Source organism: Neobacillus sp. YIM B06451 (assembly GCF_032667185.1).
Classification (GTDB): domain Bacteria; phylum Bacillota; class Bacilli; order Bacillales; family Cytobacillaceae; genus Bacillus_D.
Window position 1 is genome coordinate 169,082 of sequence record NZ_JAVFKJ010000006.1, and the last position, 26,966, is coordinate 196,047.

General features: G+C 44.5%; 21 protein-coding genes. 18 read left to right on the forward strand and 3 right to left on the reverse strand.

Annotated elements, in window-relative coordinates; all coding sequences use genetic code 11:
• Window positions 1-98 precede the first annotated feature (98 nt).
• Together RB160_RS12900 and RB160_RS12905 are read right to left on the reverse strand one after the other, a co-directional pair.
• A complete protein-coding gene (locus tag RB160_RS12900; RefSeq protein ID WP_316570836.1) occupies window positions 99-647 on the reverse strand; it encodes a hypothetical protein in 549 nt (182 codons plus the stop codon).
• A 161-nt stretch (window positions 648-808) separates the two neighbouring features.
• Window positions 809-928: a DUF4023 domain-containing protein gene (locus RB160_RS12905; protein WP_316570837.1), complete on the reverse strand. Its 120-nt coding sequence runs from the start codon at window positions 926-928 to the stop codon at window positions 809-811.
• A gap of 121 nt (window positions 929-1,049) precedes the next feature.
• Between RB160_RS12905 and RB160_RS12910 the strand changes: the two genes are divergently transcribed.
• Together RB160_RS12910 and RB160_RS12915 are read left to right on the forward strand one after the other, a co-directional pair.
• Window positions 1,050-1,196 (forward strand): hypothetical protein, encoded by a 147-nt coding sequence (locus RB160_RS12910; protein WP_316570838.1) that lies wholly within the window; start codon window positions 1,050-1,052, stop codon window positions 1,194-1,196.
• Between the two features lie 63 nt (window positions 1,197-1,259).
• Window positions 1,260-2,936 (forward strand): SWIM zinc finger family protein, encoded by a 1,677-nt coding sequence (locus RB160_RS12915; RefSeq protein WP_316570839.1) that lies wholly within the window; start codon window positions 1,260-1,262, stop codon window positions 2,934-2,936.
• Between the two features lie 368 nt (window positions 2,937-3,304).
• On the opposite strand, the gene RB160_RS12920 is transcribed toward RB160_RS12915, so the two are convergent.
• Window positions 3,305-3,820 (reverse strand): hypothetical protein, encoded by a 516-nt coding sequence (locus tag RB160_RS12920; protein ID WP_316570840.1) that lies wholly within the window; start codon window positions 3,818-3,820, stop codon window positions 3,305-3,307.
• Window positions 3,821-3,979: 159 nt separating this feature from the next.
• Here RB160_RS12920 and RB160_RS12925 point away from each other — a divergent pair, with 159 nt between their 5' ends.
• The 16 genes from RB160_RS12925 (at window position 3,980) to RB160_RS13000 (ending at window position 26,933) form a co-directional block, all read left to right on the forward strand.
• The gene (locus RB160_RS12925) at window positions 3,980-4,441 is read left to right on the forward strand and encodes a GNAT family N-acetyltransferase (RefSeq protein ID WP_316570841.1); all 462 of its coding nucleotides are present in this window, start codon (window positions 3,980-3,982) and stop codon (window positions 4,439-4,441) included.
• A 23-nt stretch (window positions 4,442-4,464) separates the two neighbouring features.
• Window positions 4,465-5,187 carry a hypothetical protein gene (locus tag RB160_RS12930; protein ID WP_316570842.1) on the forward strand — a complete coding sequence of 241 codons (723 nt, stop codon included), beginning with the start codon at window positions 4,465-4,467 and terminating at the stop codon, window positions 5,185-5,187.
• Between the two features lie 99 nt (window positions 5,188-5,286).
• Window positions 5,287-5,808, forward strand: coding sequence for a sigma-70 family RNA polymerase sigma factor (locus tag RB160_RS12935; RefSeq protein ID WP_316570843.1), 522 nt, complete (start codon window positions 5,287-5,289; stop codon window positions 5,806-5,808).
• On the forward strand, window positions 5,801-7,111 hold the full coding sequence (locus RB160_RS12940) for a DUF4179 domain-containing protein (RefSeq protein ID WP_316570844.1): 1,311 nt from the start codon (window positions 5,801-5,803) through the stop codon (window positions 7,109-7,111). The genes RB160_RS12935 and RB160_RS12940 overlap by 8 nt, the downstream gene beginning before the upstream one ends.
• A gap of 303 nt (window positions 7,112-7,414) precedes the next feature.
• Window positions 7,415-8,386: a LacI family DNA-binding transcriptional regulator gene (locus RB160_RS12945; RefSeq protein WP_316570845.1), complete on the forward strand. Its 972-nt coding sequence runs from the start codon at window positions 7,415-7,417 to the stop codon at window positions 8,384-8,386.
• A gap of 12 nt (window positions 8,387-8,398) precedes the next feature.
• Window positions 8,399-10,777 carry a beta-galactosidase gene (locus RB160_RS12950; RefSeq protein WP_316570846.1) on the forward strand — a complete coding sequence of 793 codons (2,379 nt, stop codon included), beginning with the start codon at window positions 8,399-8,401 and terminating at the stop codon, window positions 10,775-10,777.
• 77 nt (window positions 10,778-10,854) lie between these two features.
• Window positions 10,855-12,240 (forward strand): ABC transporter substrate-binding protein, encoded by a 1,386-nt coding sequence (locus RB160_RS12955; protein ID WP_316570847.1) that lies wholly within the window; start codon window positions 10,855-10,857, stop codon window positions 12,238-12,240.
• A gap of 27 nt (window positions 12,241-12,267) precedes the next feature.
• Complete coding sequence (locus RB160_RS12960; RefSeq protein WP_316570848.1) at window positions 12,268-15,222, forward strand: extracellular solute-binding protein; 2,955 nt, start codon at window positions 12,268-12,270, stop codon at window positions 15,220-15,222.
• Window positions 15,212-16,102 carry a carbohydrate ABC transporter permease gene (locus RB160_RS12965; RefSeq protein WP_316570849.1) on the forward strand — a complete coding sequence of 297 codons (891 nt, stop codon included), beginning with the start codon at window positions 15,212-15,214 and terminating at the stop codon, window positions 16,100-16,102. The genes RB160_RS12960 and RB160_RS12965 overlap by 11 nt, the downstream gene beginning before the upstream one ends.
• 18 nt (window positions 16,103-16,120) lie before the next feature.
• A complete protein-coding gene (locus RB160_RS12970; protein WP_316570850.1) occupies window positions 16,121-16,999 on the forward strand; it encodes a carbohydrate ABC transporter permease in 879 nt (292 codons plus the stop codon).
• Between the two features lie 18 nt (window positions 17,000-17,017).
• Complete coding sequence (locus RB160_RS12975; RefSeq protein ID WP_316570851.1) at window positions 17,018-19,036, forward strand: YIP1 family protein; 2,019 nt, start codon at window positions 17,018-17,020, stop codon at window positions 19,034-19,036.
• Complete coding sequence (locus tag RB160_RS12980; RefSeq protein WP_316570852.1) at window positions 19,029-21,293, forward strand: DUF5696 domain-containing protein; 2,265 nt, start codon at window positions 19,029-19,031, stop codon at window positions 21,291-21,293. Before RB160_RS12975 ends, RB160_RS12980 begins: the two co-directional genes overlap by 8 nt.
• Window positions 21,290-22,153, forward strand: a complete 864-nt coding sequence (locus RB160_RS12985) for a carbohydrate ABC transporter permease (protein ID WP_316570853.1) — start codon at window positions 21,290-21,292, stop codon at window positions 22,151-22,153. The genes RB160_RS12980 and RB160_RS12985 overlap by 4 nt, the downstream gene beginning before the upstream one ends.
• Window positions 22,154-22,168: 15 nt before the next feature.
• A complete protein-coding gene (locus tag RB160_RS12990; protein ID WP_316570854.1) occupies window positions 22,169-23,119 on the forward strand; it encodes a carbohydrate ABC transporter permease in 951 nt (316 codons plus the stop codon).
• A 55-nt stretch (window positions 23,120-23,174) separates the two neighbouring features.
• A complete protein-coding gene (locus tag RB160_RS12995; RefSeq protein ID WP_316570855.1) occupies window positions 23,175-24,425 on the forward strand; it encodes a glucoamylase family protein in 1,251 nt (416 codons plus the stop codon).
• A gap of 96 nt (window positions 24,426-24,521) precedes the next feature.
• A complete protein-coding gene (locus RB160_RS13000) occupies window positions 24,522-26,933 on the forward strand; it encodes a beta-galactosidase (RefSeq protein WP_316570856.1) in 2,412 nt (803 codons plus the stop codon).
• Window positions 26,934-26,966: the final 33 nt, after the last annotated feature.

Consider the following 26,966-nt stretch of genomic DNA (forward strand, 5'->3'; position numbering starts at 1 on the left):
CCCGGTTTGCTTGAATTTTCCCCTTAGTTTACCATGGCAGGCGGGACGAGTAAAAAGAAAAACAGCGCGGGCATATGCTCGCGCTGTTTTATGTAAGATTAGGCAAAATAGTTCTGTGTTTTTGTTTCCCTATCGCGAGAAGCGAACTGCTTGGACTGCAGCTTTGTTTCCCTATCGCGAGAAGCAAACTGCTTGGATTGCAGCTTTGTTTCCCTGTCACGAGAAGCGAACTGCTTGGATTGCAGCTTAGTTTCCCTGTCGCGAGAAGCGAACTGCTTGGACTGGAGCTTTGTTTCCCTATCGCGAGAAGCAAACTGCTTGGACTGCAGCTTTGTTTCCCTGTCACGAGAAGCAAACTGCTTGGACTGGAGCTTGGTTTCCCTGTCGCGAGAAGCGAACATAGTGGCCTGTTCTTTCGTTTCGCGGTCCCTTGAAGCAACTTGCGTGGTTTGCTCTAACTTGGTTTCACGGTCCCTTGAAGCGACCTGTGTGGCCTGGTCAAGCTTGGTTTCACGGTCTCTTGAAGCAACTTGTGTGGCTTCTGTTTTTGTTTCCCTGTCACGAGAAGCAAATTGATCGGCTCCGGAGTCACTTAAACCCAGACAAAGGACAATGCCGCCGATAAGCGCCCATTTCAATTTAACCAATTAACAAACCCCCTTATGGTATATTGGAACTACTTACCATAATAATAAAGTACAAAATATTCAAAAACAAGTAAAAATTTGTATAATTTTTGTGAAAAAGGAATTATAATACCAGGCATAAAAAATTACCCTGCAAGCTAACTGGCTGCAGGGTTTTGAACTTAGTGCTGTTTGTTTGGAAGCTGTTCACTGGGATTTCCTTTTCCTTGGCGTTTCTTGTTTTGTTCGTCCTTTTTCTGTTTTTCATGGAGCTTTTCGACAAAATTATGTGTGTTTTCCATCGGGGCTTCCTCCTCAAAAATATAGTGATGGGCCTATTTTTCCAAAAGGGCCTTAAAAAAATGCGTAATATTTTCATTAATTAAAATCGATCATTTCTTCGATAGGCAGGTGGGTTATTGGATGGACCGTGGCCGCCGCTTTGCCGATGGCCGGGAAGTAGCGATCCTGAAACCGAACTGTCCCATGAACAATGATCCACCAATTGGCACGAGGGCATTGCCGGATACTGCCTGTTGGGAGGATTGTCTACAGATTATGCTTGTCTGATATACTAAGAAATAACCAAAATTGCAAATAGTGTATAATATGAGGCTTGAACGGAGGTAAGGTATGGATATTAATAACTTTGAAGAGTACTTTGATCCGGTTATATTAGAGCGTGGTAAGGATTATTATTATGAAAATAAAGTTGATCACATTATTCAGGACATAAACGGAGAGTATAAAGCAGTAATTACAGGTTCGGATGTTTACTCCGTTACTGCCCGTTTGAATTCGGAACGGGAAATCGATGAATTAACATGTGATTGCCCGTATGATTGGACAGATCATTGCAAGCATAAGGCTGCAATTTTATATAAGATTAGGGATTTAATAGAGAATAACGGAATCATTAAACAGCAAGAAAATCCCAATGGCGCCAATACACAGAAATCTTTGCAGGTCATCCTTTCAACTGTGGACAAGGATGAATTAATAAGGATTATTTGTGATTTGTCGGATCAATACCCTGAGATTGAAAAGGCAATCCAATTTAGGTATTCAGTTGACGAGAATGAGGTTTCCCAATGCAAGACACTTGTTACGGAGTGTATTAACAAAGAAAAATATAAAGGGTTCATTTCGTGGAGTAAGGTTGGCCCCGCAGTGAAAGGTGCGGAGCTGGCTTTGGAAAGGGCAGTACAGCGGCTTGAGGGAGGCTTCTATAACCAGGCTATTGATATTTCTCTTGTTGTTATGCCTCCAATCGTGAAGATGATCGACTTTTCGGATGACTCCGGTTATATATCGCCTATATTGAATGAGGCAACGGAAATTATAAAAGAATCAGCTCAAAAGGTATCAGAAGTAGAATCAGAACAAAGACAAGAAGAACTTTTTAAGAAAATAATCAAAGAGGCAAAAAATAAGCGGTATGACGGCTGGAGTGAATGGAGGCATGAATTATTAAAGGCAGCGGTGGCATTTTGCGGGATTAAAAAATTGCGAAGTCTCCTAGAGAAGCTTCTTGAACAGCTTTTGGAAAATGAGGAACCTGATAACTGGTCTTCAGATTATGAAATAGAAGAACTAAAGGTACTCCAATTAATGCTGATTGAGAGGTTCGATACAGAAGAAAAGGCAGAAGCATTTATGGAATCAAATATCCGATTTAAAACATTTAGAGAAAAAGCTATTCTGAGAGCATTGGAGAAGGAAGATTTTACAAAGGCGCTCCAGCTATGTGAAGACGGCATTGTACTTAATTCCAGGTTGCCTGGACTGGTTGACATGTGGAAAAGGTACAGATATAAAACATGCGAGCAAATGGGCGACATCGAAAATCAAAAAGTGCTGGCCCGTGAATTATTGATGAATAATAACTCGGATTTTTATCCGATCTATAAGGGGTTATTCCCGCCGGCGGAATGGGAACGGGAGAAGGAGTCGCTTCTTAATGAATTAGAGAGTAAAGATTTCTCCAGTGTGTACAGACATATAATTGAAAGCGAGTCCGAAACCAGCCGAATCCTGCGGTATTGCCAAAACCACAAAATTGAAATCATGAACTTATATGAGCATATAATAGAAGATTACCCATATGAAGTAAGTGAACTTTTCAGCAGCTATATAGAATATCTTTCCAAGGAAGCGGGAGACCGCAAGAAATATCAGGGAGTTTGCAAAGTTATCCGCAAGTATAAAAAAGCTTGCGGTTCGGAAAGTGCCAAATTGCTCATTGATCATCTAAAGAGCCAGTATCAGAGACGTCCGGCATTTTTAGAGGAACTCAACAAAATCAAATAGTACATTCCGATGAAAAAAATCGCCTGGGGAAAACGGGCGATTTCTTGTTTTAACAGGGTTTCTGAGAAATCAATCAAACGTTTGATTGAAATTTTTTGGCGGCTAAAAAGAGGTCCCGACGAAGTTTTTAACGTTAAAAGAATAATCCTGGAACAAAAAATCCCACTCCCAAAACGGGAGCGGGATTCACGGAAGGAGCAAAAAATAGACTAAGTTTAGCTATCAGCCGCCATTGCACTAGTTGGTAATCGGTCAAGGGTGACATAGTAAATGGAAATCGGTCATGGGTTTGCCTTTTGCCATTACAATTACCAATTAATTAGGGAGGCTCCTTCCGCGCCTTGAAGAGGAGTCTCACCTCTTCAAGGTTAGAAATATTTCTCCGCATCGAAATCAAGTTCGATAGAGTAGTTTTTCGCGTTGATCAGGTTGGAAAGCCTGTTGGCTTGGCGTTCCGCTTCGAGCCCTTTTGTACGGTATTCCTCGGGTTCGAAAAGGGCGACCCGGACGATTGTGACGTTTTCGCCATACGAGTAGGGATAAGTTTCTTTCTGTGCCGCGCCATATTCCTTGTATTTTCTAGCCTTTGCCCGAAGCTGGGTGGCAAGCTCGATCGCTTCCACAATCGGAAGTTCTTCACCGTTGAAGCTAACTGTATTCTCTATGTTGGCTGCATACACCAATTTGTCCAGAGTGCGCATATCTTTCCGGACATCCTCCATATCTCTTTCTACTTCCAAAAGAGTCCGTGGAAGTTTTGGCGGTTTTGCCCCTTTTTCCATTTCCGCAAATGCAACCCGGTCCATTTCCCCTTCAAGTTCCTGAATCCTCTTATTTAAAATACTCTTTAGTTTAACGGCTTCCGCCAATGAAATCTTAGCCATGATCCCATTCCCCTTTGCCTATTAGGATTCATTCATGCTACCATTATTTGGTGGAATATTCAAACGATTTGATAAGTAGAACCATAGGGATTTTAAAAGGAGTTGGAATGTTTAAAGGGAATTACACAATAGAGACCTAGATTGAGGGGGAGACAGAGTATGATCAGGCTTGCCGAAGAAAAAGATATCGCTCAATTAATCAAAATGAGATGGGATTTTACGCTTGAGGATTACCCGACCGCAGCGTTGGATAGTGACTATAAGCTATTTGAAAAGGAATGCAGGGCCTTTTTGAAAAAAGCGATTGATGGAGAGGAATGGTTCATTTGGGTCGCTGAGGAAGATGGACGGGTAATTTCGCACATATACATCGAGTTAATACAAAAAGTGCCGCGCCCGGGCCGGGTTACCCGCCCCTTTGCCTATATGACCAATGTGTATACGGTGCCGGAATACAGGGGTAAGAGAATCGGAAGCAAATTAATAACAGCCATAAACGCATGGGTCAAAGAAAACCAGTACGAATTCATAATCGTGTGGCCTAGTGAGGAAGGAATCTCTTTTTACGAAAAAAATGGCTACTCGCACTGCAAAGAGCCGATGGAGTATTTTCCGTCATAAGGAATATAAAATGAGGTGGGAAAATGGGCAAAGTGGCGCTTATAACAGTCGTTCATGACCCGAGTGGTAAAAAAATCGAGCTTTTCAAGCAGTTGCAAAACGATTTGGAAAGCATCTATGCGGAGCTGTTCATTGCGATCAGTGACCAGTCTTCGGCTGAATTGATTGAAGTAATGGAAGGAAGCAGGTTCAACGTAAAGGTCATACCTAAGAAAGGCGCGGCCGAAGCGCGCAGGGAAGCGGTTAAGTTTGGCCTGACAGGCGTTTGTGGGCATTTTCACTATTGTGATTTTGACAGGTTGCTGACTTGGGGAAAGAAACACCTAGATGAATTAAAACAAATTGTCCAGAGGATTCCCGATTATGGCTATCTAATCCTGGGACGGACGGAACGGGCAATGGAAACCCACCCGGTCGAGTGGAAGGAAACCGAGCGGATCACAAATAAAATCGTTTCCCTTGAACTGGGACAGGAAGTGGATATAACAGCCGGTTCCTGCGCGTTTTCTAGAAAGAATGCTGAATACATAAAGAAATATTCGAATGGAAAGATGACCGATGCGGAATGGGTGATGATCGCACGCCGGATCGCAAAATCGGATATAGGCTATCTTCCTGTGGAGGGCCTTGAATATCACGAGGACACGAACGGTATCAGCCGGAAAATAAGTGAAGCTGAGAAATGGCTGGGCCGCCTTGAACTAAGTTATGTGATTAGTGAAACCGCGGTTCGGACGGGAAAATGATAGATTGCCAGAGAGGGACCTTGTCGGTTCCTTTTTTTATAAAAAACTTAAAACTTTTTTGCCGTTCGGCTGTCTAATGAATAGAAAGGGGGCGGGTTGGTGGAAATTGAACTATTGGCGAGGGATGCCATCAATGGGGAGGACAGGGCCTTTCTCGAGTTCATACAGGCTTGTAAGATTGATTTATACAAAACGGCCCTCGCATTTTTGCGGAACGAAGGGGATGCACTTGAAGCTGTACAGGAAGTGACATATCGGGCCTATAAGGGGATTCGCTCGCTAAAGGAACCTTCTTTTGCCAAAACGTGGCTGATTCGGATCATGATCAACTACTGTAATGATGTATTGGATAAAAGGAAGCGAATCATCCTGGATGAGGCGTTTATCCATACAGAAGGGAGGCATGAGCCACATGATGGACTCGAAATAAGAGATGCGATGGAAGGGCTTGATGCCCGGTCGCGTGAAATCCTGGCAATGAAATACTTTCAGGACCTGAAAATCAGTGAAATTGCTGCCGCGCTCAACCACCCCGAAGGTACAATTAAAACTTGGTTGAACAGAGCGTTGAGATCGCTAAGGGACAAACTGGACGAGAAAGGGGGAGGGTTCCGTGCCTAGTTTTGAAGAAGAAAAGCTTGCCGATTACAAACGGATTGTTGATGGCCTTCCTGTCCCGGAAAACTTAGTAGATGACGCTATTTTGAAAGGCTTTGAAAAAGGCCGACGGGAGAAAAATAAGTCTAAACAGCGGATGAGAAGCTTATTCTCAATTGCAGCTGTAGCAGTCATTTTAATAAGCTTCTTTACCTCAATCAGGCTTTCCCCTGCTTTCGCGGGATATGTATCGGAGCTGCCTGGCTTAGCCAAGCTTGTTGATTTGATTCAAGGCGATAAAGGCATCATAGCGGCCCTGGAATCCGAATACGACCAGGAAATAGGTGTTTCAAGCACGAAGGATGGGGTCACCTTTACAATTACAAGGGCGATTGCTGATGAAACCGGGCTACTCTTGTTTTATACCATTGATACCCAGACAGAGCGTAAGGAACTTATCATTCAGGATGCCAGGCTAAAAAATACGGATGGGAAAAAGTTCTTGCTAGGGAGTGCCAGCTTTGGTATGCCGCATTATTCTCTTGAAGGTGAAAGATCCTTTACTGGATCCATGGACTTCACCTTTCAGGAACCGCTTGAAGCAAAATCCTTCAATTTAATTGTAAAGATTGAGGGTAAGGAACATGAGGTTGATTTTAAACTGAATAAGGAAATTTCCTCGAAAAAGGAATACACTTTGAATAAAACTGTTTCAATCGAGGGGCAAAAGATTACTTTTGAAAAAGTTGAAATCTATCCACTCAGGGTAGCAATCCATGTCAAAATGGACCCTAATAACTCAAAAAGAATTCTTAGTTTTGATGAAATCAGGTTAGTAGATGAACATGGCGAGACTTGGAATAAAATTTCGAATGGCATTACTGCCTCCGGGGGTGTTGCTGATGACAAAAGGATCCTTTATGTTCAGAGCAATTATTTCCGCGAACCAAGAGAGCTTTATCTTATTCCTGGTAAAATCCAGGCGGTTGACAAGAGTGATGCTTATTTAATAGTAGATACGGAAAAGAAAACCATCCTAAAGCAGCCTCATCCAGGGAAATTTAGCAGTGCAAAAGTTTCGAACGGAAACAATCTATCCATAAAGCTAGAAACAGAGAGGGAATTCAATTATCATCCTTTTGGGGTTATTAGAGACGCAGATGGAAAGGAAGTCATGACGGATGGATCTACAAAATATGGCTTAGAGGGATATTCAGAGTTTGGGATCAGCATTCCTAACCTTAAAAAATATAAAAATCCCTTATCCCTGGAATTGAACTTTTATCCTGCCTGGATTAACTCAGAGGAGAAAATAAGGATCAAATAACTAAAGTGAAGGGTAAATCCGAAGGCGGGTTTGCCCTTTTTATATCCTATAATCCGAATTCGTGAAACTCAAGCGGAACTTCCATGGGCAATTTTACCTATTCATTAATAGAAAAGACAAAAAAATTGTCGAAAAACTATTGAAAACGATTTCAAAAAATCCTATAATAAATCTATTGAAACGTTTCAATGAATCTGGGAGAAGCGTTTCTAATATTTTTATTGGTAATAGAAACGTTTCGATGAATTTGGCGATTTTTTTTGAAATTGTTTTGAAACGTTTCAATAGAATAGGGGGATAGAATTGGCAACCTTAAAAGATGTCGCTAAAAGAGCGGGAGTAAGCGTTTCTACTGTCTCCTATTCTATCAATGGCAGTCATTTGATTTCACTGGAAACTAGAAATAAAGTTTTGAAGGCCGCAAAGGACCTAGGCTATCGCCCAAATGGGCCGGCAAGGAATTTAAAAGAAAAGAAGACGAACATTATCGGATTATTTCTAAGTGGTTTTACCGGACCTTTTTTCAACGATATGATGGAAGGCATTCAGGATGTGGTAATAAGCAAGGGTTTGGAACTTGTTGTCTGTTCGTCGGTGGACAAGCACAGGCTCCTTATTGAACGTCATGTAGATGGGGCAATTATCCTGAATTATCACATGGATGACGCTTTGCTGGCCTCTTTGGCTGAAGAAAAATTTCCAATCGTCGTCCTGGACAGGGACATGCAGTCTCCATACATCAAGAATATTCTTCTTCCGAATGAGTACGGTTCGGCTTTGGCTGTCAGGCACCTTCTTGAAAAAGGGCATAAAAGGCTTGGCTATATTGCGGGCTCCATAGAATCTTATGACGGGGAAACCCGCCTGGGAGGGTTCAAGAAGGAACTGGCTGCGCACGGACTCGAATTTTTTGAAAGTGACCTCTTACGTGCGGATTTTACTGAGCAAAGCGGGTATAAGGAAATGGAAAAGTATCTTAATCGGACGGAAGGCCCGCTGCCAAGTGCAATGGTATGCGCCAATGATGAAATGGCTATGGGTACCATCCGGGCAATCAAGGAAAAAGGAATGAGGGTCCCAGAAGACATGGCTGTTGTTGGGTTTGATGACATTTACCTTTCACAGTACTTTCCTCCATCGCTTACAACCATTCAAGTTCCTCGGAAGGAATGGGGGATCATTGCCGCTAAAACATTATTCAGGATGCTGGACAATGAGTTTGATTTTGAAACCGAACAAGTGCCGGTCAAACTCATGGCCAGGAATTCAGGATGACGGGGTGAAATCATGGTACAAATTAAAAATGAGAAAATCATTATCGATGGAAAAGAAACGTTTTTGTTTGGTGGCGAACTCCATTATTTCCGTGTCCCTAGGGAGAATTGGAAACAAAGGATTCGTGAAGTAAAGGAGGCAGGGGCGAATTTAATTAGTACCTATGTCCCTTGGATTTTCCACGAAATCGAGGAAGGATTCATTGACCTTACAGGGAAGACAAGGGCCGAAAGGGATTTACCGGCCTTTCTGAAATTGGTTGCCGAAGAGGGAATGTATTGCCTCGTTCGTCCCGGGCCATATGTCATGGCGGAAATAGTGGACCATGGGGTGCCAACCTGGTTCATAGACAGTTACCCTGAAGCGGTTGCTGTAACAAACGAAGGGTCTATTCACCCGACTAGAGTTGTCAGTTACATGCACCCTGTATTCCTTGAAAAAGTGGACATTTGGTATAAAGCGGTCTGTGAAATCATCGTTCCTCTCCAAGTAACGAATGGCGGACCGGTCATCATGTTCCAGTTGGATAACGAGGTTGGGATGTTCCATTGGGTTACAAACCAGCCGGACTTCAACAAGGAAACACTAAAACAATTCCAGAATTATTTACATAAAAAATACACTAAAGATAACTTTGAAACCGTATTCAACGTTCCCTTTGAAAGCATTGAGGAATTATCGCTGGAAAAAATAAAGAAGCCTGAACTGGCCTACGCCCATGCGCTGCGAAATGAATTTGGGCTTTTCCTTCGCTTCCATTACCGTTCATTCCTTGAATATTTAAAGGGGTGCGCTGAATCGAATGGAATCAATGTTCCTTTTGTAATCAACATCCATGGATTCCATACAACCGATCTTTTGAAGCGGGGGACGATGTATCCAATCGGGATTTCACAGCTCCTGGAGGCTGCGAAAATTGAAAACGTTCTCGTGGCGGGAGACTATTACATAGGGAATATTGAATACGACAGTTACATCGACATCGTCCTGGCGAATGCTTTTACCCGCGCGATCCAGTGGAAGGAACAGCCTTTATTCTCGGCGGAATTCCAGGGTGGCAGCATACATGATGTACCAAGGCTGCAGCCCACTACCTTTGATTTGACTACCCGGCTTTGCGTCGCTGATGGTATGAACGCGGTGAACTACTATATGTTTGCCAGTGGCGAAAACTATGAAAATATCGGGTTGTTTGGAAAACGGCATGATTGGCAGGCGCCTCTCGGGCTGAATGGGGAAAAGCGGCCACACTATGAGCTGATCCGCCATCTTGGCGGCATGTTTAATGTGTATGGCAGCCAACTTTTGGACACCAAGCCTGTTTCCGATTTCCATATCGGATTTTATCCGGATTATTATATGACTGAATTTTACGATGAACATACAAAGGCTATGGTTGAAAAAATTCAGCATGACCGGGAATCATTCCTTTATAACGGCCTTGTGAAATCATTGAGGCTCAAAAACTATATAGTTGAAGCCTGGAACGTAATGGAAGGCGATAAAATCGATCCTGAACAGGTTTCAACGCTTTGGATGTTCAGCACGAATTGGATGGATGAAGACATCCAGAGAAAACTTGTCCGTTTCATGGAAGACGGGGGGACTCTTGTTCTTTTCCCCACAATCCCTACAAAAACACTAAAAAATACGCCGTGTACCATCCTGAAGGATTTTATTGGGGTTGAAGTAACAGGCGAGCTCCAGGCTGGATTTGCGACAATAGGCAATATTGAAAATATTAGTGTGAAGCGGATGGAAACGTATGGCACCCATTCAGGTGTTTTTGGATGGAGCGAAGAAGAGATTCCAAAACCGATTGCTTTTGAAAAAGAACTTGGAAACGGCAGGCTGATCATGCTGGGGGCAGCCATAAAGGTTGAATATAATTACCAAAACTGGGTCGCCGCGGAACTTGCCCAAAGAACATATGCAATGAATCGCTTCGGACTGGATGAAGAGATGGACATTACGGTGAGAAGCGGCCCATCAGGTGAATTCCTCTTCATTACGAATTTCGATGAGTATAAGAAGCGCACTTCGATTACGTATTTCGGCGTACCGCTTTTCGGTGGGAAAAAGCTTGAGATTGCTGCCAGGAGCGGATTGTTACTTCCTCTGAACGTGGACTTGGCCGACGATATTCATATTTTGTATGGAACAGGAGAGATATTCGATCTGGGGCAGGAAGGGGACAAGCTTACAGCCACTGTGAAAATCATACAGAAGGAGGAAGAATTCCTTTTCTCATCATCTGTATGGATAGCCGAAGAAACCGATCAAGTGAAAGTCGAAACAGGGGAATATGAGTCGTTTAAAGTGATCATCCGCTCTCCTGAAGAAACAGCGGGGATAACCTTCCGCAAAAGGCTTGAAGGGGGGAATGCCTGACAAACTATATCCCCTAAGGGCATTGTTTGAAAAATGGAATGAATCAGGAAAAAATTAAAAAATGGAGTTGAAAATGGATGAAAAAGATTTTATCAATCTTTGCCATGATGGCACTATTGTTAGCGCTTGCTGCCTGCACCTCTGATAAGACCGATAACAAATCAAACGAAAAAGATTCTAACAAGGACGCTAAGAAAGAAGAAGTCACCATTTCCTTTGCAAGCTGGGGATTGGGCACTGAAGAGGAGCAAAACCTTGATCGCCTGATGATCAAAGCATTTGAAGAAAAATATCCTCATATTAAAGTTCAAATTGACGAGTCAATCAACCCTGCTGACTGGAATGGATCCCTGGCTGCAGCGGCAAGCGGCGGAACAATGCCTGACGTATTTATGCTTGCGCAGCTTCCAATGGCAATTTCCAATGACTGGCTGCTGGATGTAAGCGAACTGGCATCAAAGGATAAGGATTTTGCAAATATCCCTGAAGCAGTCCAGGAATCAGCTAAATTTGATGGCAAACTGTATGCTGTTCCTTTCGCGCAGCATTTCCTCGGCTTCCTCGTGAACAAGGATTTGTTTAATGCGGCAAACCTCGATGCACCTGAATATGGCATTTCCGTTGATGATTTTATCAAGAGCATTAAAGATGTAACGAATGTGAAAGCTGGAGTTGCCGGAATTAACCATCCATTTACATTCCCTGACTGGTATCCAGCGGCAGCCAACGAGAATCTTGGCTGGTTCACCTACAATAATGGCGAGTTCGCACTTGATAGCAAAGAATTTATTTCCGCGGTCAACACCGCAAAAGACATTTGGACAAACGGATATGCGTATGAAACATTGACGGATGACCAAAAGGCTAATTTCAAAGGTGAAAATCCTGAGGAAGTATGGCTGAATGGCGGCGTAGGCCTGAAATGGGATGGAACATGGACGACTGGCCATCTTAACGAGCAGGCTGGATTTGAATGGGATTTCATCGGAATTCCTGGAGGACGTACAGCCGTAACGAATGACTTTGTTGGTATTTCTAAGTCAACCAAGCATCCGGAAGAAGCTTTCCTTTTTGCCAAGTGGATGTCATTTGGAAAAGAAGGTTTCCTGAAGAGGGTAGATATTGCCGACAAGGAAGGCAAGACATTGAATTCCCTGCCTGTAAACAGCGATCCGGAAGTACTCGATGCTTATTTTGAAGTCTTGGATATTCCTGGAGTACGCACAGCCTATGAAAACCTTGGCAACGCGATTGTTGAACCTGTAAAAACCGCGCCTGGCTACATTCCTGCAAGATGGGAAGCACCGACTGGCGTCAAGGTTGGCGATAATGCCAATGCAACAACAGCCGCGCTTATTGACAGCTTCATGAAGGGCGAACTGAAGGCAGAAGACTATGTGAAGCAGTTGGATCAACTTGCTGACCAGCAAGTAAAAGAAGCAACAGAGGCTTTAAATAAGTAATGCCTATTTTTCAAGGAGGTAGAAAGTATGAAAACCCGGATAGTGGCATGGATGGCGGCGATTGCAATTTTATTTTTCCCCAATGGGGAAGCATTTGCAGAAGAGAATGAGCCTGTAAGCCGTCCTGCCGAAAATGTCATTGAGGAACGCTATCATACCATCCTTGAACAATGGGAAAAGAAAGGAATTGGCAGCGCCCCGGAATTCGGGGCGGCTGTCTCTCCTTCTGATTTTGTTTTACCCAAAGGGTTGAAGCCAACCCTGCTTCCCGTTAATGAGAGCAAAGGGTATAAAGATAGTGTTTTCTATTGGGGCAACCAGCAATCCGTATCCTTTAAGGCAGAAGTAGAGAGTGATGGGTTATATGAAATTGGATTTGATTATTATCCATTAACAAGAGAGGTTGTTCCAATAGAGGGCGCAATCCAGATAAACGGGGAATTTCAATATTATGAAAGCAGGAGGATTGTATTTCCTGTTTTTTGGGAAAATGAAAAAGCTGAATTCGAGAAGGACAGATTTGGAAATGAAATTCTCCCAAAACAAATTCCGGTTGCCCAATGGAGCCATATGCAAGCAGAGGATGCAAGCGGGCTCCAGCCATCAGCGCTTACCTTTTATTTGAAAAAAGGGGTCAATACAATTACCCTCCAAAACTTGCGGGGGGAAGCCCTGCTTGGTTTTGCTTATATTCGATCTCCTCAAAAACTGCCAACCTATGAGGAATATAAACAAAAATATAAACATACCAAAATCGCGGATGACGTTATCCGGGTAGAGGCGGAAAAGCCATTTTTGAAAAACAGCTCTTTCGCAAGGCCGATAGCGGTCAGGGATTCTTCCGTGGTTCCGAACGACACAAAAAGCCTGCTGCTGAATACGTTTGGCGATGCCTCATGGGGTGAAGGCGGACAGAGAGTCGATTGGAAAATAAATGTAAAAGAAACAGGCCTTTACAAGTTAACCTTCAAGGTACAGCAAAACAAGACTACCGGCGGGACGGTATTCAGGAAGGTTTTGGTTGACGGGAAGGTCCCTTTTGAGGAAGTCGCGCATTACCCGTTTGATTTCAATAAAAATTGGAGAAATGTAACACTTGGCGAGGAGGAAGGGCAAGAATACCTCTTCTATTTGGAAAAGGGGGAACACCTTATCGGCCTTGTCGCAGACGCATCCCCGGCCGAGAGAGTCGTGAACAGGGCGAATGAAATCATGAGGGAGATTGAGGGGCTATCCCTTTCAATAAAGAAGCTGACCGGAAACCAAATTGATAAATCAAGAGGATGGAAAATAACCGAATTCATCCCTGACATTAAGGAAAGAGTAGCCGATTGGGCAGATAAGCTTGAGGAAGAAAGCAAGTATTTAAAAAGCCTTGGAAAGTCAGATAAGGATTCCCAGGAAATTGTCTCCTTGGATCTTGCAGCCCAAAAGCTCCGTTCGCTTGAAAAGAAGCCAAATGAAATCCCATACAGGCTGACCGAATTATCAGAGGGATCGTCCTCGGTGGCCCAGCTGTTAGGGAACCTGCTGCTTAATGTCCAGTCCCAGCCCCTGACCATTGACCGCTTTTACGTGCATGGTGATGGTGGGCTCCCGGCTGCGCAGGCGAGTATGTGGAAAAGGGCAACCGATTCGATTAAGCGGTTTTTCCAATCCTTCTCTTCAGGTACCTACGCAGCTTCCAATACAGACGAAGACACTGTCGAGGTTTGGATTAACAGGCCGCGGCAATATGTAGAACTCATTCAGAATATGGCGGATCAGACGTTTACACCGGAAACGGGAATTAAGGTGAAGTTCTCAATTATGCCAGATGAGCAGAAGCTGATTTTGGCCAATGCCGCGGACAAGCAGCCGGATGTCGCGCTTGGGATAAGCAACTGGCTGCCGTACGAATTGGCGATTAGGGGAGCCGCGGAGGACCTCCACCAATTTGAGGACTTTGAAAGCTTCAGCAAGCAATTCTCTCCTGGGGCATTCCTTCCAATGATGATTGGCGATTCGGTCTACGCACTGCCTGAAACGCAGGATTTCTTTGTCCAGTTTTACCGAAAGGATATCCTGGAGTCACTGAATTTGCCTGTCCCGGATACATGGAACGATGTAACCGAAATCCTTCCTGAGCTGCAACGCTTTGGGATGAACTACTATACGCCTATTTCAGGAGCCGTCGGATTTAAGCCGTTCCAGACGACCGCGCCATACATTTACCAGTTCCATGGGGATTTATATGAAAAAGATGGGATGTCCACAGCGATCGATAGCGAGGAAGCGTTAAAGGGAATTCAGTTTATGACGGATTTGAATACAATCTACAGCCTCCCTTTGCAGGTACCGAATTTTTACAACCATTTTAGGTATTCGACATTGCCAATCGGCATTTCCAGCTTTCAGACATATGTGCAGCTGACTGCCGCCGCCCCGGAAATAGCCGGCTGGTGGGACATTGCTCCCCATCCGGGTGTAAAGCAGGCGGATGGTACGGTCGAAAGATGGGCTACTGGATCGGGCCAGTCCGCGATGATTTTTAAAGGAACAAAAAACCCAGAGAAATCGTGGGAGCTCCTAAAATGGTGGATGGGAAAGGAAACACAAGTACAGTTTGCGTCAAGCCTCCAAACGTTCTACGGCCCGTCTTATTTGTGGAATACAGCCAATGTGGATGCATTCAAGGAACTGCCTTGGCCAGAAGATCATAAAAAAACAATCCTTGCCCAATGGGAGTACTTGAAAGAGGTTCCTAAAACGCCTGGTGCGTATATGGTCGAACGTGAACTAAGCAATGTGTGGAACAGGATTGTTTTCGATGGGGTGAACACTAGGTCGGCGGTTGACGATGCCGTTATTGCGATCGACAGGGAAATAGGCAGGAAAATGGAGGAGTTTGGATACATGAAAAATGGCAAGGTAATCAAGCCATATCCGGTTCCTTCAATAGAACAGGTGAAAGGCTGGGGTGGGAAAGAAAATGAAGAATAAAATCAAAGATAAAACCCATTGGATATTCCTTGCTCCTTACATCCTGTTCTTTTCAACCTTTATTATCATTCCGGTAGCCGCTGCCATCCTCCTGTCTTTCACGTATTTTAACGCAATTGAAACTCCTTCGTTCATCGGGCTGGCCAACTATGTGAGCCTGATTACACAGGATGAAGTATTTATGCAGAAGGTACTGCCGAACACCTTGACATTTGCCTTAATTGTCGGGCCGGGCGGGTATATTTTATCCTTCTTGCTCGCCTGGCTATTGGCCCAAATTCCTAAAGGGCCGAGAACCGTACTGGCGCTGATCATTTATTCGCCGTCCATGACGGCAGGTGTGGCAATGGCGGTCGTCTGGACAATCATTTTCAGCGGCGACCAAACGGGTTATTTGAATAGCATTTTGATTACTATGGGAGTTTTATTGGAACCGATCCAATGGCTGCAATCACCGGAATACCTGATGAAAATCATGATTTTTGTAACGCTTTGGGGAAGTATGGGGGTCGGGTTCCTGGCGATGCTTTCCGGGGTCCTTAACATCAACTCCGAGATTTATGAAGCGGGCTATATCGACGGGATTAAAAACCGTTTCCAGGAGATTATTTACATCACAATCCCTTCCATGAGGCCGCAAATGCTATTTGGCGCTGTAATGGCCGTTGTCGGAACCTTTCAGGCAGGGGCGATTGGGGTCGCGCTTTCCGGCGCCAACCCGACACCCCAGTATGCCGGTCAATTAATGGTCAACCACCTTGAGGATTATGGGTTTATCCGGTACGAAATGGGATATGCTGCGGCAATTTCCGTCGTCCTTCTGGTTGTCGTTTACGGCTTTTCAAAAGTCGCCTGGAGGCTGTTTGGCGATAAGGATTAAGAACGGGGAGTGTGGAGCATGTCATCCTTTCAAGGAACAAAAATCAATCCGTCCAAATTTCATATAAGCCAGCTGAAATTCTTCGCGATTTTAATTCCGCTGGCGATATTCATGGCCCTGCCAATCGTGTTTATCTTTTTCCACGCGTTTAAGCCACTGGATGAGCTGTTTGCTTATCCGCCAAGGTTTTTTGTTCAAAAACCAACGATGGCAAACTTTGCGGATCTGTTTGCGACAATGAATTCTACCGGGGTTCCGATTTCACGGTTCCTGTTCAATAGCATTATCGTAACATTGGTCGTTGTTTTCCTGACAGTTTTAATTAGCACGATGGCAGGCTACGCCCTTTCTAAAAAAGATTTCAAGCTAAAAAAGACAATATTCGAAATCAATACCCTGGCACTCATGTTCGTTCCGGCGGCAGTGATGATTCCAAGATACCTGCTTATTGAAGAACTTGGCCTGATCAATTTGTTCATAGTGCATATCCTGCCGCTTCTGGCAATGCCAATTGGCCTGTTTCTTGTAAAACAGTTCATTGACCAAATTCCCGATGAATTGATTGAGGCGGCAAAATTGGATGGAGCCTCGGATTTTCAAATTTTCACAAAAATCATTATTCCGCTTGTCAAACCCGCGATTGCGACAATTGCAATCCTGTCGTTCCAGCTCGTCTGGAATAGCGCGGAAACCTCTGCATTCTATGTGAATGATGAAGGACTGAAAACATTTGCATTTTATATGTCGACATTGACATCCCAGGTAACCGGGAACAGTGTGGCGGGCCAGGGAATGGCTGCGGCGGCATCGTTGATTATGTTCATTCCGAACCTTATCATTTTCATCATCCTTCAGAGCCAGGTCATGAATACGATGGCCCATTCAGGAATTAAATAACAGTTGGGAGGGAGGGGAATGAAGCAGCTAATTAGAGTATCCGCCAGCTTTTGCATGGCCTTTCTGTTTTTCATCCAATCGGCATCGGCCTCGGTTCCATACCATACGGAAACAATGGCCGCGGACGGGAGTATCATAAAGACACAAACGGCTTATAAGCCGCTTGGCCAGTTTCTGCCTGATGCCGGTTTTAGCAGCCCAGAAGATATATACGCGGATTCGGCCGGGATGATTTATATAGCGGATTCAGGAACAAAGCAAATTATCGTCGGCGATGAGGATGGAACAGTCAAAGCCCAAATCGGGGAGGGGATTCTTGGTTCCCCAACCGGGGTTTTTGTGGATGAAAACAATGAAATTTATGTTGCCGACTATGAAAAGGAAAAAATATTCAGATTTTCAGAAGATGGGAAGCTCCTGGCTGAGGTTGGCAAGCCGGATTCGCCCCTTTTTGGAAAAACTTCACCGTTCAAGCCGCAAAAAGTTAGTGTGGACAGGCGGGGAAATATTTATGTTATCAGTGAAGGGTCCACGAACGGGATCATCCAGCTAAACAAAGATGGGGAATTCATGGGCTATTATGGGGTCAATTCCACCGGTGTGAGTTTCACATCGTTCCTTCAAAACCTCTTTTCATCGGAAAAGCAGAGGGCAAGAATGTTCATGAAAACCCCGCCAGCACCTGATAATATAGCGATTGACGACCAGGGGCTTATTTATTCGGTGACAGAAGGAACGAAAAATGAAGTCATCAAAAAGCTGAATGTCGCGGGGAAGAATATGCTTTCCCCTGACATATCCGACGTCTCGAACTATCAGGATATTACCGTCGATCCGGCAGGGAATATTTTCGTTATAAGCGGAAAAGGCAAGATTCACGAGTTTGATAGCTTTGGGAATCTTCTATTCATTTTTGGCGGAAAAGACGATGGCAGCAACAGGCTGGGCCTGTTCAAGCAGCCTACTGGAATAGCGATTGGAAAAAACGGCCGCCTTTATGTATCGGATAAGGAAAGGGGAATGGTCCAGGTTTTTGAATCGACCTCCTTTTCGGATAAGGTACATGAGGGAATCGCCCTTTTTAAAGAAGGTTTATATGTAAAGAGCCAAAAGCATTGGGAAAGTGTCCTTGAACTTAATTCTTCGTTTGGGCTTGCCCATGTTGCCATGGGTCGCGCCTATTATAAACAGCAGCAGTATGAGAATGCCCTTGAGGAATTCAAGTTCGCCGAAGCCGTTGACGGCTATTCGGATTCTTTTTGGGAAGTCCGGCATAAGTGGATGCAGGACAACCTTGGAACAGTCTTTTCAGTATTGATTGGAGCGGCCATCGTTTATTATTTGATTAAATTCCTTGATAAGAGAATGGGTATTCTGAATGCGCCACGAAAAGGCTGGCAAGCTTTTAAGCGGATAAGGATTGTCAGCGAGCTGCTCTTTTTGTTCAGGTTTTTCAGGCACCCAATCGACAGTTTCTATGATTTGAAAAGAAACGGAAAGGCATCCGTGCTGTCCGCCACCATTTTATACATGATTCTGATAATCGAGTTTTTGCTCAGCCGCTTTCAGACGGGATTTATTTTCACGGGAGGCATTTCCGAAGAAGTGAGCCTTGGTGGCGAACTCGCGAAATTAGTTTTTCCTTTGCTCCTCTTTATCATTGTCAATTATATGGTCAGCACAATTAACGATGGTGAGGGAAGGTTTAAGGATATTTATATTGGAACGGTTTATTCGCTTGCACCTTATCTAGTTTTTATCGTTCCTGTTATTCTTGTGTCGAACATACTTACGTTGAATGAAGCTTTTGTCTACATTTTTTCGACCCGGATCATTTATGCGTGGTGCCTGGTTATCCTGGTCATCATGATAAAGGAAATCCATAACTTTTCATTTTCGGAAACTGTCCGGAATATCTTCGTTACCTTGTTCGGAATGGGCATCATGGTGCTTGTTATTTTCATCATCTTCGTCCTTGGCGACCAGGTATATGACTTCGTTTATTCTGTTTTAAAGGAGGCGGTTCTGCGTGTATAAAAAGTGGCTGTTGGCCCTCGTTTTACTCGTTGTTCTTTTCCATGCGTCTGCAGAGGGAATGACGGCAAGCAAGGCTGAATCACCTCCCGTCCAACAGGAAAAAGGAATGGAAGATATTAAGTATACGTCAGTGCAATTCACAAGCCCTGAAAGGGACGCCCAAAAGATTGTCCAAGCTGCACCTTCCTTTGATGGGTACAAAAAGGCCGCCGAGAACAATGGATATGTTTTGTATGTGGATGAAAAGTCGCTCGCCTTAAAAATACAGGACAAGAAAAGCGGCTATGTATGGAATTCTGGACTTGAGGACAATCGGGAGTACAGGCTGAATAAAACATGGAGGGACCTGGCCCAGTCCGCTATCACGGTCACCTATACGGACAGAAAAGGAAAACTCAGGACAGAAGGCATACTGACAAATAAAACGAAACCAAAAATTAAGATGAAGGGGAACGGCTTTTCCGCTTCCGTCAATTTGCTCCAGGCGAAAATAAGCCTTGAGCTTGAAGTCGAACTTAAAGAAGATGGCATAGAGGTTTCCATCCCCAATGAGAAAATTAAAGAAAGCAAACGAACAAAACTTATTTCTTTAAAGCTATACCCGTTTCTCGGTTCCGTAAATGAAAATGAAATAGATGGCTATATGTTTATTCCGGATGGAAGCGGTGCCTTGATTCGTTATCAAAAGGGCGGAAAGAAAGCGGATGCTCCTTTTTCCGCGGCTATTTATGGGAGCGATCAAGGTTTTCAGCGAAATCGTGGAAACCAGGAAGATATCATCCCTGTCCAGCAAATAAAAATGCCTGTTTTTGGTGCGGTTCATGGTGTGAAAGAAAACGGATTTGTTGCAGTCGTAGAGAAGGGATATGAGCATGGTGAAATCCTTGCCTATCCAGCAGGCGTTTCAACCGATATCAACTGGGTTACCGCCCAATTTCATTACCGGCATGAATACTATCAGCCAACAAGCAAAAAAATGAACGGAATCAATGTGTACCAGAAAGACAAGAATTCTTTCGATGTAAAAGTCCGTTACATGTTCCTGAGCGGGCCACAGGCCGATTACGTCGGCATGGCCAAAAGGTATCAGCGCTATTTGATTGACAGCGGCGATCTAAAAAGGAAACAGGATAGTGCAGACGTCCGCCTAGAGTTCCTTGGAAGCGAGGGAAAGAAAGGCTTGTTATGGGACAGTACGATTCCAATGACAAAAGTTGAAGACCTCCCAGGCTATGTTGAGGAACTGAAGGAAAATGGCGTTGACGACATGTTCCTTGTGTATAAAGGATGGTCAAAAGGCGGTTTGACCGGGACGCTTCCGGCAAAATTTCCATTTGAAAGGAAGCTGGGCAGCAAAGATGATGTGAAAAACACCATTTCAAAGCTAGAAAAGGCGAAAGTACCAATTTATTTTTATACGGATTATACAATTGCCTACCAGGGAGCCCGGAAATTCTCGGGGACAAAAGATGTGGCCAAAAAAATAAGCTCGGAGACAATTTCATTTCAGGAGAAGGGGAAAACCGCCTTTTATTTATCGCCATCCAAGTCACTTTCTATGGCGAAAAAGGATAGCAACGAGTACAAGGACTACGGTATGTCCAATCTGGCTGTCGATTCCAGCGGGTACACCTTGTTTTCCGACTTCAGCAAAGGGAATCAATCGCCTCGCGCAAATACTATGAAGACCTATAACGATATTTTTGGGATCCTGTCCAAAAAGGTAGGGGGGCTTTCACTCTATGAACCAAATGTATACGCATTTGGAGAGATGGAACGGTACCTGGACATTCCGATGTATTCATCGAACTATGTTTTTGAAACAGATACGGTTCCCTTTTTGCAAATTGTCCTGAAAGGGTATGTGCCTTATTACGCGCCTTTCTCTAACTTCTTCTCGGATTCCGAAAACGAGGTTTTAAGATTAATCGATTATGGGGCATATCCGTCGTTTTTATTAACGTCCGAACCGCCGCATTTGCTGGCGAAAACGCCTTCCAGGGACGTTTACACAGCCGAGTTCCGGATATGGAAGGACAATATTATTGAACAATATAAAATCGTAAAGGATACCCTTGCCCATGTTGAGGGAGAAGAGATTACTGGACGGCAGATCCCTGAGGCGGGGATTAGCGAAGTTACCTACTCTAATGGTAAAACAATTATTGTAAACTACACAGGAAAAATATACAGAAGCCATGGAATTGACGTTCCTGCGAAGGGATTTGCCGTGGCAGACAGGGGGGATAAAGAGTGAAGCAGCGGTTGCGTTCAAGAAACAGCAGGATCGGCCTCCTCTTTGTATCCCCTTGGATTGTAGGTTTTCTAGTTTTCACGGCCTTTCCTTTATTGTATTCGTTCTATTTAAGCTTTCAAAAAGTGAAAATAACAACGAGCGGTATTAAAACGGAGTTCATTAAATTCGACAACTATCTGTATGCATTTACAGTTGATGCTTCCTTCGTCGAGCGAGTCTCGAAGTATTTGGAGGAACTCGTCATCTCAGTTCCAGTCATCATTGTGTTTTCCTTGATCATCGCTCTTCTGTTGAACCAGAAGGTAAAGTTCAGGGGCCTGTTCCGGACTATCTTTTTTCTCCCGGTCATTATTGCTAGCGGCCCTGTTATAAAAGAGCTTATGGATCAGGGAGTTACCACGATTCCGTCTATCGAACAGTATGCGATTTATCAAATGCTCGCTTCGAATCCTGATGGGTTTATAAATGGTATATTGCTCTACCTTATCAAAAATCTGATTGTGATCTTATGGTTTTCGGGAGTACAAATCCTTATTTTCCTGGCAGCCCTGCAAAAAATGGATAAACAAGTTTACGAGGCTGCAAAGATTGATGGCGCTTCAAACTGGGAATCTTTCTGGAAGGTTACCCTTCCGAGCCTTACTCCCATGATTTTAGTAAACACTATTTATACGATAGTGACCTACTCTATTTTTTCATTGAATCCGATCATTGAGCATATCCAAAAAAATATGTTTACAGTGAATACCGGCTTTGGCTATGCGTCGGCCCTGTCCTGGATTTACTTCCTGATCATCGCCATAGCCCTGGGATTGTCTGTGGGTGCCCTGACATTCAGAGGCAAGAGAAAATTCTCTTAAAAAGGAAGGATTCAAATGAAAAATCGGAATAAAAGGCAGTTTGACAGGCATTACCTACGTTCCAGGCGATTGTTCTTTGGGATGCAGGGGACAGATGGTTTTCTTTTTAAGTTGCTCGTATACGGATTATTAATCGGAATCGGATTCGTCTACTTGTTTCCGCTCATTTATATGGGTTCATACAGCTTCAAAAGCCTCGACGACCTATTGAATCCGCTTGTTAACTGGATCCCGACGCAGCTTTACCTTGAAAACTATAAAAAGGCGAACGAGGTACTCGATTTTGTACCAACCTTGCTTGAAACATTGTATGTCACGGTGCTTCCCGCGCTTGCCCAGACAGCCATCGCTGCTGTAATCGGGTATGGCCTTGCCAGGTTTGATTTTAAGGGAAAGAAAATCCTGTTCGTCCTTGTGCTGGCAACGTTCATCATTCCTCCGCAGGTTACCTTAATACCAAGGTATATCTTTTTTAAGGAATTGAATCTCCTCGGAAGCTTGAATGCTTTCATTCTTCCGGCGGCATCAGGACAGGGGTTGAATAGCGCGATTTTTATCCTGATATTTTACCAGTTTTTCAGAATGGTTCCGAAAGCGCTTGAGGAAGCCGCGCAAATTGACGGAGCGGGGCATTTCAGAATCTTTTTCACAATTGCGATCCCGATGGCTGTGCCTGCGATCATTATCTCGTTCCTATTCTCGTTTGTATGGTATTGGAATGAAACGTACCTGGCGTCAATCTATTTCGGTGATGCATTGACAACCCTGCCTCTGCAGCTGCAGAAATTTGTCGCGACGTACCAGAAGATGTTCCCGGCCGGCATGAATACGGGGATAAACCAATTGAACGAAGGAATAAAGATGGCTGGAACCGTCCTGTCGATCCTGCCGCTGCTGGTTGTCTATTTCATAACCCAACGCTGGTTCACGGAAGGCGTGGACAGGTCTGGCATTACCGGTGAATAATCTTTGAAACTGCTTAAATAAAAAAAGTGGCCGTTAAACTAGAAGGGCTTCCTTCATGAGTGTCCTCGGTCCGCCAGTTTATGAGGAGGAAACAGCATTGAATTTGCCGTTTATAGTTGAAGAAGAAGCAAAAAGAAGCTTTGATTTTTTCTGGAAGGAAGCCAATACGAATCCGGAATCACCGGGCTACGGCCTCATTCTTGATAATACAGGAAACAAGAAGGTCGCGAGCATTGCATCCGTGGGCTTTGGCCTGTCCGCCATCATTATTGGAATTGAACGGGGTTGGATTACGAAGGAAGAGGGCTATGAAAGGACAAAAGGAACACTCGAAACCTTCCTTCACAACGTCGAGCATGTAGGCGGTTTTTTCTATCATTTTTTAAATATGGAAACAGCAAAAAAGTACGAAGAGTTTTATGATTGTGCATCCATTATTGATACCTCGCTATTTTTAAATGGCGCCATTACGTCAGCTGAATATTTCGGCGGCGAAATTGCCGATTTGTTTGAAAAAATATATGCGAGGGTCGACTGGGACATGTATTACGACAAATCGGTCAATCAGTTTTACATGGGCTATAATCTTGAAACTGGCGGGTTCCACCATTGGGATATGTATGCCGAACAGATGATGCAGTACATTCTTGGCGTCGCCTCGGAAACCCATCCCGTTCCGGTAGAAATATATCAGGGATTTGAAAGAAGGCTCGGGGAATATGGCGGTTATGAATTTTACAACTCGCCGGGCGGCTGCCTGTTCACCCACCAGTTCTCCCATGCATGGTTTGACTTTGCGAAGTACAGGGATAGTGATGGCATCGACTGGTTTGAAAATTCGGTAAAGGCCTCCAAAGCAAGCCGGCAATACAGCATCGATCAAAAAGATAATTTTAAAACATATCATGAGAATTCTTGGGGGCTCACCGCATGTGCGACTCCTAACGGCTATGGCGGGCCGGGTACGCCTCCATACCATCCAAATGTGAATCCGGTAAACGACGGTACCGTCCCTCCGGCGGGGGCGATCGGATCAATCGTGTTTACGCCTGAAGAGTCGATTGCGGCAATGGAGTACTACTATGAAAATCACCCGCAGCTTTGGGGAGAATATGGCTTTCAGGATGCATATAATCTCGATGTTACTCCTCCATGGTACGCAGACCATGTAATTGGCATTGACAAAGGGATTTCACTGCTAATGATAGAGAACTACCGGTCTGGTCTTGTTTGGGACCTTTATATGAAAAATAAGTATGTGCAGCGGGGAATCGAGTTGCTTGGCTGGAAAAAGGTAGAGAAGTAGGCTGCGCGTCCAGGAATTGCATACAACCGGCTATACAAAAGGGCTCCATTTTATGGGGCTCTCTTGCTATCCATAAAAAGGGAGAGGTCTTTTGTTATGATCGAGATTAAGGATAAACAAATCATCATTGACGGAAAGCCGAAGCTTTTGATGTGCGGGGAAATCCACTATTTCAGGCTCCATCCTGATGAATGGCAGGACCGCCTTGATAAGCTGAAGCTTGCAGGGTGCAATGCGGTTGCTACATATGTTCCGTGGCTGGTTCACGAGCAGGAAGAAGGCGTATTTGATTTTACAGGCAGGACGAGGCCTGAATTGAATCTAAAGGGATTTATTGAACTTTGCCAAGAAAACGGACTGTATTTTTTCCTAAGGCCGGGACCGTTTATAATGGCCGAAATGAAAAATGAGGGCCTCCCTTTCTGGGTGTACGAAAAATATCCGGAAATCATACCAGTGGGATGGGATGAAAAGCCGGCCACAACGAAGACGGTTGATTACCTGGCTCCGGGTTTTCTAAAGGCGGCTCGCAATTGGTATAAGGCGGTTGCCGAGGTTGCAAGGCCGTACCTTCATTCAAATGGCGGCTGCATTATTGCCTTTCAAATTGACAATGAAATTGGGATGCTCTCGTGGGTAAGCAATACGCCAGACCTTACCGAACATCTTCTCGATGATTTTTCGAACTGGCTCAAAAAGCGCTATAGCAATGAAATCTTATTGCGGCGGTATCCTTTTGATTTAGATGATTCATTAGTCAGGAATGAAGCTGTCATATCGCCAAAAGAATCATATGCGGCCGAACTGATGAAGGACCTTGGCTATTATATGAGGGATCGTTTTGCAAGATACGTTTCTACCCTGAGGGGATATGCCGAGGAATTTGGCATCCGTGATATACCCTTTGTAGTAAACATCCATGGAACAGGGGGGCTGCGTGGCTTTACATTCCCGATTGGAATCAGCCAGCTTTATGAATCCTATACACAGGGGCCAGGCTATCTATCAGGTTCCGACATTTACTTTGGGGATTTGGAGATGAATAGCTTCCAGGACCTGTACATCATTAATGGATTCATGGATGCGGTCCATCTTCCTGACCAGCCGCTTACTTCGGTGGAATTCAACTGCGGGGATGGAAATTTTGGGAACAACTTCGGCGGACGATATGATCCATCCGCTTCTGACCTGAAAGCAAGAATGTGCATAGCGCAGGGGAACCGCCTGATCAATTATTATTTATTCACCGGGGGATTCAATTTCCGGATGGACAAAGCCCTAAACGACGGCAATGACCGGATTGCATTCACAGGGGAACGCCACGGTTTTGCTGCCCCCGTAAGCCCTGAAGGGAAACTGAACTATACTTTTCCAAGGATGGCAAGGGGAATTCAGGCAATTATGGCCGTTGGCGAAAAGGCTGCGGCGATGGACGAAGAGCGGGATGGGGTGGCGTTTGCGTTTATTCCTGATTATTATATGACCGAGTACAAATACCCTAAAAGCGCGAAAATGGCAGAAATCGTTTCGAATTTGGAAGCGAACCGTGCTGGGGGAGGCTGGGAAAGCATGGCGAGGTCGATGCTTCTTGCCGGCTATCGTTTCGGAGCAGTCGATATTCAGAATAAACCACTTACCCTTAGGGAAACCCCTGTGCTTGCCCTTCCTTCGGCTAAATATATGAGCGGCGAAATCCAGCAAAAGCTTGTTGATTATCTGGATGAGGGAGGAGGAATCCTTCTTTACGGCGAGGTACCGGAATATGATATGGAAGGCAATGAGTGTGCCATTTTGGCAGATGCACTCGGGGTTTCCCCGATTGGCGTGCGCCGTGACTCAGGCGGATATTACCTCTCGCTTTATGCGGAAAACTGGCTGGCTCCCCGGCCGGAATTAAGGACACACTTCGCTCAGGTGTTTGAAGCTGGAAAAGCGATGCCTCTTTTAAAGGTATACGGGACTGATGAAGTATGTGCCTTTGAAGCCGAACGTGGAAAAGGCAGGGCGATCGTCATTGCAGCGGCCTATCCTGCCGAACTGGAACTATATCAAACAGCTCTTGAAAGGCTTGGCTCAAAAGCAAGCTTAGTACATGATTGCGAGGAGCATGGCATTTTCATGACTTCGACAGCCAACCGCGAAGGTGAACGGTTCATTCACCTCCTTAATTTAGATGGATTTGATAAAGAACTCCGGATTTATGAAAATGGGGAAGAATTGTTTGGTGGTCTTAAACTTCTCCTGCAAAGCAAAGACGGGGTCATGCTTCCTGTAGATTTGGAACTTGAAGGTAGGGAAATAGCCTGGTCGACGGCTGAAATCACTGGTTATGGGCCGAATTCGATGGATTTCCGGCTTACCCAAAAAAGCGATGTCATTGCCTTCAAAGAAGGTGCCGCAATAGCTAGTTCACCAGATTACACCGTCGAAAGGGACGGTGGGCTGGTCAAGGTAGTTTCACTCAAGCATGCAAAGGTTGATGACCGGCTGACAGTCTATTTTAAATAATGTAAAAAAGGTGCGGACAATCTCCGCACCTTT